Below are 12,508 nucleotides of genomic sequence, written 5' to 3'. Positions count from 1 at the left end.
GGAGTATAGGGTGACGACCCTGTCGAGACTCCGGCACCGAGTCGAAGACAATAGGTTGGCATGTCACAGACGAATGCAAAGTTCATGGTGGCTGTCATGAGGTCCAATGCGACTGATTTGCATTGACTCTATCAGATCGGTGTGCGATCAAACAGCCGTTTGAATAACAGAGTTCATCTGCCTCAGCGGACCCACAACAAGCGAGCGCACCCGGGCAGCCATTCGTCCGCCTCAAGACAAGCAACATCGGCCGTTCCCAGACCGATACCACGGGCATCGTTGCCTACCAGATCGGCAACCAGATAAGACAGTAACGGGTTATGAGCAACGATCAGTTGCTCTCGGACATCCGAACGAATGACCTCATTGATCACCGGCTCCAAAGGACAGTCCGGTGTCACCCGGTCATCGACCACCCGATGCGTCACCTGCATCCCCTCACCGACCAGAAGGTCAGCCGTTTGCAGAGCACGCAGATAAGGACTGACCACCAAGCGTTCGATCGCCGGAAACAGCTGGGCTTTACTGGCAACGGCCGCCCGCCCGGTCTGAGTTAGTGATCGGTCGGCATCACAGCGGGCAAACGACTCGGCTTCGCCATGTCGCATCAGATAGAGTTTCATCATTCCTCAGGCTCTGGCCAGTCCGTAAAGGGAAAGACTTTCTCTTCGGATTTAAACGTCAGATACGCCAGGATCTGAGCCTGAAACTGCTTCAGCGACCCGGCAAAGTTTAACAGTGACTCAATTGGCTCATCCTGAAACCAGAGAATAACCCATTGAATAATGGCGATCAGACCAGTTACAAACAGGCTGACTCGGAGGAAAATCCAAAACAGCACCATATAGAGCAGTCGGATCAGATGATGTTCTCGCTGTTCTTTTTGTTCCATGATTATTTCCTTAAATTCCGGCAGACATGAATTCTACATCCTGTGCCAGATCCCCGGACATCAGTTTACTGGCAATGGCTTCGATGGGCATGTCTTCATAGATGATTGAAAACAACCCTTTCACCAATGGCATATATATACCCAACTCGGCCGCTTTGTCATGGACCATTCGTAATGTATTGATGCCTTCTGCGGTTTCGCCGATCTTTTTAATGGCTTGTTTCAGGGTCAGGCCTTCACCAATGTAATAGCCCACCCGATAGTTGCGACTGAGCTTAGATGAGCAGGTTACAATCAGGTCTCCAACCCCGGCCAACCCCAGAAACGTCATTGGGTTCGCCCCTAATCGAACGGCAAAACGGGACATTTCCGCTAAAGAGCGGGTAATAATCGCTGCACGGGTGTTATCGGCCATCCCCAGCGCCGTTGCCAAGCCAGAGACGATGGCATAGATGTTTTTGATCGCACCGGCCATCTCAACACCATAGATATCCGGATTACCGTAGACCCGAAACGAGCCACAGCTCAACATTTCCTGTATGGATTGCCTCAGAGCCTGACTGTAAGAAGCGACAACCGTGGCGGAAATCTGGTTCTCAGCAATTTCCTTAGCCAGGTTTGGCCCTGAAATGACACCGATTTCATGGGTTGGTGCGGCCTCCTGCAGAATCTGACTCATCAGTTTAAAGCTGTGCGGTTCAATACCTTTGGTCAAACTGATCAGTCGTGCGTGATCCGCCAGGTACGGAACCGACTCTTCGACCACAGCCCGAAAAGCTTTGCTGGGTACGGCAACAAACACATAGTCCGCTCCACTGACGGCGCTTTTCAGATCAAGAGACGGGGTTAGGTTTTTGTGCAACTGATATCCCGGCAGATAGCGGGCGTTTTCACGATTCTGACGGATGTCCTCCGCCTGTTTCTCACTGCGCATCCACAGCGTCACGTTGTGGTTGTTCATTGCAGCAATGTTGGCAATGGCAGTACCAAAGCTCCCACCGCCGAGTACCGTCACCTGATAGGACGGATTCCCTGAGGATTCAGACACGTTTTTTCCTTAATTAACTTGATTTTCGATGCACTCAACCAGCTCTTTGAAGGCTTTGCGATTTTTATCATTGAGTGACATGAGGATTTTGTGAGCTTCAAGAACCTGCTCGGTCGCAGAGGATTCGTCAAGAGGCTGAATGTCGGCTTCCTTAAGACGGCCAACTTTGTTGAGTTCGGCATCCGACACAATCGTATACACGCGATCCCGGAACCCCATCGACTCCACCACACGTGTGATATCCGGATGACCGGACACCAGTAGCGGCACATGGCCCATCAATGGTGTGGACAGTCGTGAAATTTTGGCCAGCAAGCCCAGGCTGGTGCTGTCGATACCATCGGCCTCGGTGACGTCCACCGTAACCGATTCAAAACTTGGATCCTGAACCATGGTGTTCAGGCAGGTATCTATGGTGGTACACAATGTCATTCGCACATCACCCGTGAGCTTAACCACATAGTTGCCCTGGTGATTGGCCATCAATACCCGACCATTACTCATTGCTTACGACCTTTGCTGAGATTTCTCAACCGTTAAAACAGTAATATCGTCTGGTGCATCGGCGGTTTTACCGACCTGACGCGACCGGGCGAGATAATCGTGCATAGTATGAGTGGGGTCCGTGCCTAACTCAAGCAACCGTGCCTCTTTTTCCGATAAAGATGCCTCATCCATTAGTTCAAAGATCCCATCCGATAGAAGTGTCAATTGTCTGAACCCCTTCAGAGACACGTGCCGAGTCTCATACCCGGAATCGTCAAATAAACCTACGGCCAGACTTTCCGGTTGGATTGCCTGTCCGGCATGCTCGAAACTAATGACCGGTGCAGGAAAGTGAGCGGCAATGGCATAGTCCAAACGGTCTTCCTGAGTATCGATGACACCATAAAACATGGTGGCATGCTTACCAGTCTGAGTCTTCAGTAACTCCAGGTTGATCTGCCGCAACACCTGGCCCGGATTGGTCACAATGTCAGAGGTATCGTTTTCGAGTTCATCCCGATACCGGTCAATCTGAGTCTTGATAAGCAGCGTAATCAAGGCGGAACTGGCGCCGTGACCGGACACATCCGCAATGTAGAAGACCAGCTGGTTCGGGCCGAGCTCAAAATAATCGACCAGATCGCCACTCAGGTAGGTCGAGGGCTCCATGTCATGCCGAACGGTATAACCACCTTGCTGAAGCTGGAATCGCGGTAACAGCCGCTGCTGCACCGCCCGACCCGCCTGAAGATCCAGCTTCAGTCGATCGACATGGTCCTGCAGCTCCTGATTACGCTGTTCCAGTTCCTGTCGATAGCGATAGTTTTCTTTGAACAACAGACTGCGCTCCAGCGCGCGCTCGACTGAATGCTCGAGAACGCTCAGGTCTACCACAGGCTTCATCAGATAATCCGCGGCACCTAAGCGCAGCGCTTCCACCACGTCCGTCATGACCCCGGCGCCGGACACCACTATAACCGGCGTTTCGTCGGTCGACTCCATGATTCGGTTCAGCAGATGCAGCCCGTCCATACCGGGCATTCTCAGGTCACAGATCACCAAATCCGGCTTGGACTCTTCAAACCGAGTCAATCCCTCTGACCCGTTGGCGGCTTCGATAATGTGATACCCACTGTCTTCAAAATAGGCAACAATGGAGTCGCGTACTGCTTTTTCATCTTCGACAACCAGAAGAGTTGCGTCGTTAAGGGCCATATTGTCTGTGCCGCCTGATACTGATGGTGTATGCAGCACAAAGTTAGCCGTACTGCGTTCTGAACGCAACTCTTTGACAGCCCTCAGAGATTGCGATTAAGGTTAAGCCTGTGCGCACGATAACAACAAAGGTGGGTATCCTAAATGGCCATGAATGATCGACCTTACGATGAAAAACGAAACTTTATCCGTATGACCATGAATGCCTCGGCCGTGGTCACCATCAACAGCGACAAAACCGTTGAAGTCACCTGCATTGATCTCAGTGCCGGCGGCATGTCCATTCGCGCCAGTCAGCCGATCGCTGTGGGTACTGACATTCACGTCAACATCGCCTCGCCGAATGCACAGTTCAACGCCATGGACGCGGATGGCACCGTGATTCGTTGCGATCAGGCCAGCGACTCGGAATATGAAATGGGTGTGGAACTTAACAACATCGATTGACGTACAGCTCAGAACTCTTCGCTGAGAAACTCTTCATCGGTGAACTCATCGGCCTCTGAGCCGATGGGATCACTGTCGATAAAATCGTCTCGTTCAAGACGACCATCAGCAATATCGTACTCACGTTTCGACAAGTAAGCCTGACGGTACAATACGTAAGGATCACCGCTGAGCATTGATTCAGCCGACAACAGGTCAGCCCGGGTCTGCAACCCACCCAAGGCACCAATCCCGACCCTGGCTTGCCATTCCAGAGGCACGTGGGTTAAGGGACTGAGTAGCGGGTCGGCCAGAACCCCTGGACTGTCCCGCAGCGTTGATGGGCCCAGTAGAGGTAAAACCAGATAAGGACCGGAGTTCAGTCCCCAAACGCCGAGAGTTTGCCCCAGGTCTTCACGGGCTTGAACGATGCCAATGTCCGAAGCGACATCAAACAATCCGCCAATACCAACGGTCGAATTAATCAGAAAACGACCCGCCGACCGGGCGCTGCCATCGAGCTTGCCCTGTAAGCCATTGTGTACGAAATTGCGAATCTCGCCGAGATTGGAAAAGACGTTACGGACTCCGCGCTCGGCAAAGTCCGGCATGATAAAGCGATAAACCTTAGCCAAGGGTTTGATTGCGGTTCGGTCAAGGGTGTCATTGACCTGGAAAACGACCCGGTTCACGCCTTCGAAAGGGTCGTCTTCAGACTCTGCGAGTACCGGAACAGAAAGCAACAGACTCCCTAGCAGGAAAGCAACGCAGGTCAGGCACTTTGCGAATCGTTCAGCCATGCCGACAGCGCCTGTTCCGCTTTGGTTCGCTGATGAGACGGTGGTTGCTGATCAAACGACACCTCCTCAGTGTCCTTAATATGAGGTTTCACAACTGAGGTCGCGTTGGGCTGTTGTGCCAGCACCTGTGCCCGGATCGCCGTAAAGTCTGCGACTTTTTCGGGCTTTTTCAGACCCTTCTCAAGAGTGGCCAAGCGACGCCCAATACCGATCGCCCCTTGATTCACCATTTTGATTTCCCGCATCGAATGACGCTGGTGTTGGTCGAGAGCTGCCGTCAGACGCTGAATACGCCGAAACGCCAAACCAACCAACAGGGTTAGCAACAAGACCGTTGTCAGAAGTACAAGTTCAGTGACAGTAACAGATAAAAAACCGAATGAAAGGTTCATTTTGCAAGGCCTCGTTGAGAAATTGACACACTTCCCACTAATGCAGGAAATGCGCCACTCTCAATCAGACCTTACATGTCGGCAATTTCAGCCCACTCTTCATCGGTTAACAGGTTTTTGATTTCAATTAAAATCAACAGCTCGTCATTTTTATGACTCACACCCTGAATGAATCGCGCGTTATCTTCGTTACCGACATTTGGCGCCGTTTCGATTTCTGATTGTCTCAGATAAACCACTTCAGCGACCGCATCGACAAGAATACCAACAACTTGTGAGTCGGTTTCCAAAATCACAATACGTGTATTATCGGTAATCTCGGTGCCAGCCAGCCCAAACCGCTCACGCGTATCGACAACCGAAACGACATTACCCCGCAGGTTAATAATGCCAAGTACATAAGAAGGTGCGCCGGGTACTGGTGCTATTTCGTTATAGCGCAGCACTTCACGGACCTGCATGACATTAATGCCATAAGTCTCGTTTTCCAGCCGGAAAGTTACCCATTGCAGAATCGGGTCGTCACCAGCTTTAGCCGTCTGTGCTGTCATCGTACATCCTCCACACACATGATGGTTTACTATAGTTCACTATTTATCGGCTCGCAGTAGAGTTTCTTAAGGTTGCCAATCAACCTCTGAGTATCTGTGCAAACGCGTCCATGTCAATCAAAGCACACATCTGAGAAATGACGGTGCCGGCTAACCAAGGGCGAGAAGTTCGCCGTGAACGCCATTTAACTTCGTCCGGCTCAAGAGACACGGAACCTTCGATAACATGAGCACCAAATGCCCAATCGGAACCGTGCACTCCAATAGCATAGCCCAGTGTTTCCGCTTGTTCCGGATCATATCGCTCCGGCATAACCAGTGCGGCCGTGTCTACAACGCGAATATTCCGTTCACCGGCAACGGGTAACAATCCTAAAAACCAATCGGGCTGGTCGAACAATGGCGTCAGATCCCGCTCCAGCGGGTGAATGTTGCCGAGCAATAATAATGGAACCGCTAACTTGAGACCATTGACTGAAAACACCAAACAGTCAAAACGCTCTTGTCCCCAGGCTGGCCGACCGTTTTTCTGCCATACCGGAGGCCCTGGCTCGGCGGAAACCTGGACGTCAGTGATCACCTGATCCTGAACGGTCGTTGATTCGAGTTGAACAGGTTCTGGCTCAGGTACAGACTCCGGTCTGAACTCTGGTTCCGGCTCTGGCTTTGGTTCTGGTTGTGGCTCTGGTTCGGGTTCCGGCTCTGGCTCCGGTTGCGGCTCTGGCTGAGCGAACACCTCTTCCGAATCATCTATGGCCGGTTCAACCTCTGGCTCTGAGATCTCAGCGATATCGTCCAGCCGGGTTTCCGGCATAGAGGTCGCTTCGTGCAGCATATCGTCGAGATACGACATGACCGCCAGTTTGCTGGCGATTGAAGGCGCGCTTCGAGTTTTAGTTTTGGTGGGTTTTGACGACATGATCAGGAAACCCGGTTCCAAAAGCGATTCAGGGGGTATTTATCCGCCGCTTCCACGACCGGACTCCATCTCGCGCTCATCGAAAAACACGCCCTCCAGACCTGACAAAGACTGCGTCGACCCATGTCAGTTCTCCACAATATTTTTTAACAACAAGCGATACGCCCGCGCTGATCGGGATTCCGGATCTATCTGACTGATAGCTTTACCCTCCCGACTGGCATCGCGCAGACGGGTGTCTACAGGAATGGCCGTATGCCAAATGTGCCCATCGTACTGCTCACGCAAGGTTTTGAGCGTCTTAACCGACGCGGCGGTTCGCCGATCGAACATGGTGGGAATCACCAGATATTCCAGGTCTCTTTGCTGAGATCGCATGACCATACGAATGGTGTGAACCATCCGTTCAAGCCCCTTCAGAGCGAGGAACTCAGTCTGAACGGGTACTAATAATTTTTTGCAGGCTGCGAGTGAGTTAATCAACAACACCCCAAGCAAAGGCGGCGTATCGATCAAGGCGTAGTCATATTGATCCCAGAGCTTCGCCAGGGTTTTCGACACAACCAGCCCCATACCATCCTGTTGGCTGACATTCCGCTCAAGAGTTGCCAGCGCCGTCGACGCCGGAATCATGTCCATCCCTTCGATTGACGTGGGTAAGATGACATTCTCCAGGACATCGTCCGGGATTTTTCCACCGTGCATAAACAGATCGAACGCGCTGTGTTCCATCTCGTCCGGATTGTGTCTGAAATAGCTGGTCAATGACCCCTGCGGATCCAGATCAAAGACCAGGACGCGATGCCCCTGTTGGGCTAATAGTGCTCCCAACGACACCACCGAAGTCGTCTTACCGACTCCACCTTTTTGATTGGCAATAGACCAGACGTGCATAATTCACCTTTAATTCGATCTGGCTTCAGGATTCATCCCTGAAAAACCAGCAACGACGATTTGAATTCGACCCGGAGTCAGATCTCCTTCGCCCGACGGCTGATACGAAGAAAACGCCGCCGATGACAATCGCTCTCCGGCAACTCCTGCTCGCTGCAGATACTCAACAACGGCAACCGCTCGGCTGGATGAAAGCTCCCAGCCCCGGACTTCAGAGGCTCCACTGTAGCCCTCAACCCGCACCGGCAAAGCATTCCCCTGGAGCAATTTTGCCAGCTCGTAAAGAACCGCCTCTGCCTGATCATTTATATCGGCGGAATTGTCAGAAAATGTAATTGAATTTGCTAATTGAATTTCAATCCAGGACTCGTTACCACTGACACTGAAAAGCCGATCCTGAATCATCTGCGCATAGGCATCGCTCAGTTGCGCCTGAATATCAAGCAGAGAAGACTCCTGCGCATAGACTTCACTGTTGGCGTTGTCGATGTTCGTTCCCGGCAGGGGTTCGGGCCGAAAAAAGGGGTTAAACACATCCGGACCTGTCGGTGTGGCATTGAGTTCGATCGGGTCGACGCTACTGGGGCGAACATCAAAGATTTGCAACAACGTCGCGCTGACTTCCTGAAACTTATCATTCTGTAGAGAACTGATTGAAAATAAAAACGCAAAAAAGGCGAACAACAGCGTCAGAAAGTCTGCGTAAGACAGAATCCAACGGTGCTCCCGGTCCACGTTTCCGGCAAATTTCTGTCGACGTGACTGGTTCATAGCCGGTACTCCCGCAAACGCCTTTCCAGCATTCGTGGGTTTTCACCATCGAGGATCGACAACAACCCATCAAGTGCCATTTCTTCCTGCTGTGACCGGGTCATTGCCTCGCTGCGTAACCGACCCGCTACAGGCAGAAAAAACAAATTGGCTAAACCCACACCATAAATCGTCGCAACAAAGGCTGTCGCAATGCCCAACCCGATTGCCTGGGTATCTTCGATCTGAGTCATGACCTGTATCAGCCCAAGCACCGCACCGATGATTCCCATCGTGGGCGCATAACCACCAAGAGAGTCGAAAAAGTCAGCCCCTTTGAGCCATTCGTTTTCCCGCGCTTCCGTGGCAATGGTCAGATTATGGCGAAGCTTGTCCTTGTCAGCGCCATCGACAATTAACTGAAGGCCTAACCTGAGGAACGGATCGGGTTCTTTGCCTGACTCAGGATCCAAGCTGAGAGGACCGCTACGGCGGGCCAGTTGGCACCATCGAACCAGTTTGAGCAGAGTTTGTTCGGAATCCAGATGATTGCGCCAGAAGATGGCCGGAAACAATGTCCAGGCGGTACGCCATGTACGGGGAGCCGCCTGAATCATTCCCGCGGCCAAGGTACCGCCCAGTACGATCAGCGCCGCCGGAAAATTACTCAGCGATCCGGCCTGACCTCCTTCCAGAAGATGCCCGCCAAAAACCGCAAACCAAGCCAATAGCAGGCCTGCCAATGCCAACATGATGTGTCCACCCTGTATTCTTTAACTACACAGCGTAGCGTCTGGCCGACATGCTGCCATAGCAGGTGGCAACCTTAGCGGACAACTTCTGCCAGTCGCTTCGCGATTTCCGGCAAGGGAACGACCTCATCTGCCAGATTCGCTTTCACTACTGCAGAAGGCATGCCATCAATCACACAGGTGCGCCCTTCCTGCGCCCAGACGACACTTCCGGCCTGTTTTAATAAACGCGCACCTTCACGCCCGTCAGCACCCATGCCCGTCAACACCAGAGCCAAACAGTGCTTGCTGTAATACTTAACGGCGCTGCCAAAGGTTAAATCAACGCTGGGTTTGTAGTTCAAGCGAGCATCGCCTTCAAAAATCTTAAGCTTTCCTTTGCCGCTCAGCATCATTTGCATGCCACCGGGAGCGAGGTAGGCTTCTCCCGCTCTCAGTACTTCGCCGTCACGTGCTTCTTTTACCCGTATCCGACACTGTGTGTTCAAGCGCTCGGCAAACGCACCGGTAAACGATCCGGGCATGTGCTGGATCAGCAGAATCGGCGACGGAAAGCCAGCCGGCAACTGTGTTAGAACCTTCTGTAATGCAACGGGACCGCCCGTTGATGTCCCGATCAGGACCAGATCAAATTTCTGATTATATCGCTTGGTTGAAGCGGTCGACTTCGCCGGCGGTGCCGCAGGCGTTGTTTGTTGCGCCGAACTGGCCTTCGCCAGCGTCAGCAACTTATCGACCAGTACCTGTTTCAGACTCGAGTTACTGCCTGAGACGCGCTCATAACTCTTGGGCAGAAAATCGACAGCACCCGCGTCTAATGCATCCAGCGTTACGCGGGCGCCTTTCAACGTCAGCGATGAAAACATAAGAATGGGTGTCGGCTGCTGTCGCATGATCTCGCGCACGGCCGAAATGCCATCCATCATGGGCATTTCGTAGTCCATGGTGATCACGGACGGTTTCAGTCTGATGGCTTTCTCAATGGCTTCCCGACCGTTACTGGCCTCACCAACAACGGTCAGTTGCGGATGAGCATTGATGATGGCCTTGATCTGTTGACGAAAAAAAGAAGAGTCATCAACAATTAACACCCCAATGCCCATTAAAATCCTCTCCTGTTCATTGTCACCGGACCGATTTTACGTGCAGACACACGCGCCACCGACCTCTTAAGCTGCATGGGCTTTTAAAAGACTGGGAACGTCTAATATCAGCGCAATCCGGCCGTCGCCGGTAATGGTTGCACCGGCCATTCCGTCTGTACCCTGCAACATTTCACCCAGCGGCTTAATGACGACCTCTTCCTGGCCAATCAACTGGTCAACGACAAAACCAACGCTTTGCGTGCCAACCGAGACCACTACCACGTGCCCGCTCTGCCCATCGTCACCCGATCCGACATAGCCTCGAATGAGCCAGCGCTTCAGATAATAAAGCGGAATCGGTTTTCCTCGGACAATCACCACCTCGCGGCCATCAACCACATTGGTTTGTGAAAGATCCAGATGAAAAATTTCATTCACACTCACCAGTGGCAGCGCAAACGCCTGATTCTGCAACATCACCATCAGGGTTGGCATAATCGCCAAGGTTAGCGGCACCTTAATATTGATAACCGTGCCTTGCCCCATGGCCGATTCAATGTCGATGGTTCCGTTGAGTTGCGATATCTTGGTTTTCACCACATCCATGCCGACACCGCGGCCGGAAACATCTGAAATTTCCGTTTTAGTACTGAAGCCAGGAGCAAAAATCAGGTTAAAGCATTCTTTATCACTCAACCGGTCCGCAGAGTCCTGATCCATCACCCCACGCTTAACGGCGATGGCTCGCAGTTTATCGGGGTCCATGCCGCCGCCATCGTCAGAAATTGTCAGCAGAATATGGTCCCCTTCCTGCTGAGCTGACAGGACAATCCGTCCCATACGCGGTTTACCATTAGCTTCACGGACATCGGGTGCTTCAACGCCATGGTCCACCGAGTTGCGTACCAAATGCACTAACGGATCGGCCAGGGCGTCCACCAGATTTTTATCCAAATCGGTGTCTTCTCCAACCAGTTCGAGATTCACTTCTTTTTTCAGGCTTCTCGCCAGGTCCCGAACCACTCGTGGAAAACGACCAAACACTTTTTTGATCGGTTGCATTCGGGTTTTCATGACGGACGTCTGTAAGTCAGCAGTCACCACATTCAAGTTGCCGACGGCTTTTTGGAGACTCTCATTTTCAAGCTCGGCACCCAGACGAACCAACCGGTTTCTCACCAACACCAACTCGCCGACCATGTTCATGATGTCGTCAAGACGCTGGGTATCGACTCGTACCGTTGTGTCCTGCGAACTGCTGGACGGTTTTGCCGGTGCCTTCGCTGCTGCGCTATTACCACGAGGTGCTGCAGATTTCTCCGGTTCAACTTTTTCAGGCTCTGCTTTGGTTGCTGCCGGTGAAGCAGCGGGCACCTCTGCTTTGGGTGGCTCAGGCGGTGGCGTTGGTGCTTTGGGTTCTGACGTCGATTCCGCGCCATTTTCCACACTGAACTTGCCTTTACCGTGAAGTTGATCCAGTAAGGCTTCGAACTCGTCGTCTGTAATCTCGTCTGAGTCTGATGATGACTTCGAAGACGAGGCTTCTGGTGGCTCAGACACGGGCTGTGTTTCCGATGCAGAATCGGCCGAACCAACGGTCATTTTCCCCTTGCCATGCAGCTGATCGAGCAGAGCTTCAAACTCTTCTTCTGTAATTTCATCTTCGCCCCCTGCACTGCTGCCAGAATCCGCGGAGGCGGCGCCTGATTCCGCTGGGGGCTGCTCATCCGCCCCTTCAGTGATGGCATCGAGCAGTTGTTCAAACTCGGAGTCAGTGATGTCATCGCCGGGCTCCCCTCCGGCCACAGGTTCTTCGGCGGTGGTATCGTCAGACGCAGAGGGTTCAGCAGGAGCACTTTCAACAACGTCTGCGCCCGGTATGGGTTGCCCTTCGGTTTCGGCCTGAGGCTTTGCATAAAAATGGAGCACTTCAATCAGCTCAGGATCAGCCGGCGTTAATGCATCACCATGCTTAACGCTGCTGAACATATCGTTGACCGCGTCCAGCGCCTTGAGCACAGTATCCATTAAGTCGGAATCCACGACCCGATGGCCATTGCGCAGCGTATCAAAAACATTTTCCGCGGCATGGCAACAATCAACCAGCTCGGTCAGTTGCAGGAAGCCGGCGCCCCCTTTTACCGTATGAAAACCCCGGAAAATTGCATTCAGCAGGTCCTGATCTTCTGGTGCGTTTTCCAGTTCGACCAGTTGTTCAGATAACTGTTCAAGAATTTCTCCGGCTTCCACCAGAAAATCCTGAAGAATTTCGTCATCCGCTTCGAAGCCCATTTGCTT

General features: G+C 52.4%; 15 protein-coding genes. 1 reads left to right on the top strand and 14 read right to left on the bottom strand.

The features are described from left to right. Window positions 1–182: 182 nt before the first annotated feature. Genes MED297_RS16800 through MED297_RS16780 form a run of 5 tightly spaced genes read right to left on the bottom strand, consistent with a single transcriptional unit; the run spans window position 183 to window position 3,641 of the window. On the bottom strand, window positions 183–626 hold the full coding sequence (locus tag MED297_RS16800; protein WP_008047049.1) for a SixA phosphatase family protein: 444 nt from the start codon (window positions 624–626) through the stop codon (window positions 183–185). Next, on the bottom strand, window positions 623–892 hold the full coding sequence (locus MED297_RS16795) for a DUF4389 domain-containing protein (RefSeq protein WP_008047046.1): 270 nt from the start codon (window positions 890–892) through the stop codon (window positions 623–625). Before MED297_RS16795 ends, MED297_RS16800 begins: the two co-directional genes overlap by 4 nt. Window positions 893–902: 10 nt before the next feature. Then, entirely contained in the window at window positions 903–1,940 is a 1,038-nt protein-coding gene (locus MED297_RS16790) for an NAD(P)H-dependent glycerol-3-phosphate dehydrogenase (RefSeq protein WP_008047044.1), read from the bottom strand. Between the two features lie 9 nt (window positions 1,941–1,949). Then, entirely contained in the window at window positions 1,950–2,444 is a 495-nt protein-coding gene (locus MED297_RS16785; RefSeq protein ID WP_008047043.1) for an STAS domain-containing protein, read from the bottom strand. Between the two features lie 3 nt (window positions 2,445–2,447). Continuing rightward, on the bottom strand, window positions 2,448–3,641 hold the full coding sequence (locus MED297_RS16780) for a response regulator (protein WP_008047040.1): 1,194 nt from the start codon (window positions 3,639–3,641) through the stop codon (window positions 2,448–2,450). 144 nt (window positions 3,642–3,785) lie between these two features. Between MED297_RS16780 and MED297_RS16775 the strand changes: the two genes are divergently transcribed. Next, entirely contained in the window at window positions 3,786–4,088 is a 303-nt protein-coding gene (locus MED297_RS16775; protein WP_008047038.1) for a PilZ domain-containing protein, read from the top strand. Between the two features lie 8 nt (window positions 4,089–4,096). Here the strand turns inward: MED297_RS16775 and MED297_RS16770 are convergent, their stop codons facing one another. The 9 genes from MED297_RS16770 to MED297_RS16730 form a co-directional block, all read right to left on the bottom strand. Then, window positions 4,097–4,867 (bottom strand): MlaA family lipoprotein, encoded by a 771-nt coding sequence (locus tag MED297_RS16770; RefSeq protein ID WP_083779465.1) that lies wholly within the window; start codon window positions 4,865–4,867, stop codon window positions 4,097–4,099. After that, on the bottom strand, window positions 4,840–5,259 hold the full coding sequence (locus MED297_RS16765) for a hypothetical protein (RefSeq protein ID WP_008047034.1): 420 nt from the start codon (window positions 5,257–5,259) through the stop codon (window positions 4,840–4,842). The genes MED297_RS16770 and MED297_RS16765 overlap by 28 nt, the downstream gene beginning before the upstream one ends. 71 nt (window positions 5,260–5,330) lie before the next feature. Then, window positions 5,331–5,810 carry a chemotaxis protein CheW gene (locus MED297_RS16760; RefSeq protein WP_008047033.1) on the bottom strand — a complete coding sequence of 160 codons (480 nt, stop codon included), beginning with the start codon at window positions 5,808–5,810 and terminating at the stop codon, window positions 5,331–5,333. 79 nt (window positions 5,811–5,889) lie between these two features. Beyond that, entirely contained in the window at window positions 5,890–6,729 is an 840-nt protein-coding gene (locus MED297_RS16755; RefSeq protein ID WP_008047032.1) for a chemotaxis protein CheW, read from the bottom strand. 126 nt (window positions 6,730–6,855) lie between these two features. Continuing rightward, window positions 6,856–7,623 carry a ParA family protein gene (locus MED297_RS16750; RefSeq protein ID WP_008047031.1) on the bottom strand — a complete coding sequence of 256 codons (768 nt, stop codon included), beginning with the start codon at window positions 7,621–7,623 and terminating at the stop codon, window positions 6,856–6,858. 9 nt (window positions 7,624–7,632) lie between these two features. Beyond that, entirely contained in the window at window positions 7,633–8,394 is a 762-nt protein-coding gene (locus tag MED297_RS16745; RefSeq protein ID WP_008047030.1) for a flagellar motor protein MotB, read from the bottom strand. Further along, the gene (locus MED297_RS16740; RefSeq protein ID WP_008047029.1) at window positions 8,391–9,125 is read right to left on the bottom strand and encodes a flagellar motor protein; all 735 of its coding nucleotides are present in this window, start codon (window positions 9,123–9,125) and stop codon (window positions 8,391–8,393) included. Before MED297_RS16740 ends, MED297_RS16745 begins: the two co-directional genes overlap by 4 nt. A gap of 74 nt (window positions 9,126–9,199) precedes the next feature. Continuing rightward, window positions 9,200–10,228 (bottom strand): protein-glutamate methylesterase/protein-glutamine glutaminase, encoded by a 1,029-nt coding sequence (locus MED297_RS16735; protein WP_008047028.1) that lies wholly within the window; start codon window positions 10,226–10,228, stop codon window positions 9,200–9,202. Window positions 10,229–10,294: 66 nt separating this feature from the next. Next, window positions 10,295–12,502 (bottom strand): chemotaxis protein CheA, encoded by a 2,208-nt coding sequence (locus tag MED297_RS16730; RefSeq protein ID WP_008047025.1) that lies wholly within the window; start codon window positions 12,500–12,502, stop codon window positions 10,295–10,297. Window positions 12,503–12,508 lie beyond the last annotated feature (6 nt).

This window comes from Reinekea blandensis MED297 (genome assembly GCF_000153185.1).
GTDB lineage: Bacteria > Pseudomonadota > Gammaproteobacteria > Pseudomonadales > Natronospirillaceae > Reinekea > Reinekea blandensis.
This window is presented reverse-complemented; position numbering and strand designations above follow the sequence as displayed.

Bases quoted from the DNA above. Each gene is read 5' to 3' on its own strand.
- MED297_RS16735 (WP_008047028.1), bottom strand. From the start codon at position 10,228: ATGGGCATTGGGGTGTTAATTGTTGATGACTCTTCTTTTTTTCGTCAA.
- MED297_RS16745 (WP_008047030.1), bottom strand. From the start codon at position 8,394: ATGAACCAGTCACGTCGACAGAAATTTGCCGGAAACGTGGACCGGGAG.
- MED297_RS16765 (WP_008047034.1), bottom strand. From the start codon at position 5,259: ATGAACCTTTCATTCGGTTTTTTATCTGTTACTGTCACTGAACTTGTA.
- MED297_RS16750 (WP_008047031.1), bottom strand. From the start codon at position 7,623: ATGCACGTCTGGTCTATTGCCAATCAAAAAGGTGGAGTCGGTAAGACG.
- MED297_RS16755 (WP_008047032.1), bottom strand. From the start codon at position 6,729: ATGTCGTCAAAACCCACCAAAACTAAAACTCGAAGCGCGCCTTCAATC.
- MED297_RS16795 (WP_008047046.1), bottom strand. From the start codon at position 892: ATGGAACAAAAAGAACAGCGAGAACATCATCTGATCCGACTGCTCTAT.
- MED297_RS16760 (WP_008047033.1), bottom strand. From the start codon at position 5,810: ATGACAGCACAGACGGCTAAAGCTGGTGACGACCCGATTCTGCAATGG.
- MED297_RS16785 (WP_008047043.1), bottom strand. From the start codon at position 2,444: ATGAGTAATGGTCGGGTATTGATGGCCAATCACCAGGGCAACTATGTG.
- MED297_RS16780 (WP_008047040.1), bottom strand. From the start codon at position 3,641: ATGGCCCTTAACGACGCAACTCTTCTGGTTGTCGAAGATGAAAAAGCA.
- MED297_RS16775 (WP_008047038.1), top strand. From the start codon at position 3,786: ATGGCCATGAATGATCGACCTTACGATGAAAAACGAAACTTTATCCGT.
- MED297_RS16740 (WP_008047029.1), bottom strand. From the start codon at position 9,125: ATGTTGGCATTGGCAGGCCTGCTATTGGCTTGGTTTGCGGTTTTTGGC.
- MED297_RS16800 (WP_008047049.1), bottom strand. From the start codon at position 626: ATGATGAAACTCTATCTGATGCGACATGGCGAAGCCGAGTCGTTTGCC.
- MED297_RS16730 (WP_008047025.1), bottom strand. From the start codon at position 12,502: ATGGGCTTCGAAGCGGATGACGAAATTCTTCAGGATTTTCTGGTGGAA.
- MED297_RS16770 (WP_083779465.1), bottom strand. From the start codon at position 4,867: ATGGCTGAACGATTCGCAAAGTGCCTGACCTGCGTTGCTTTCCTGCTA.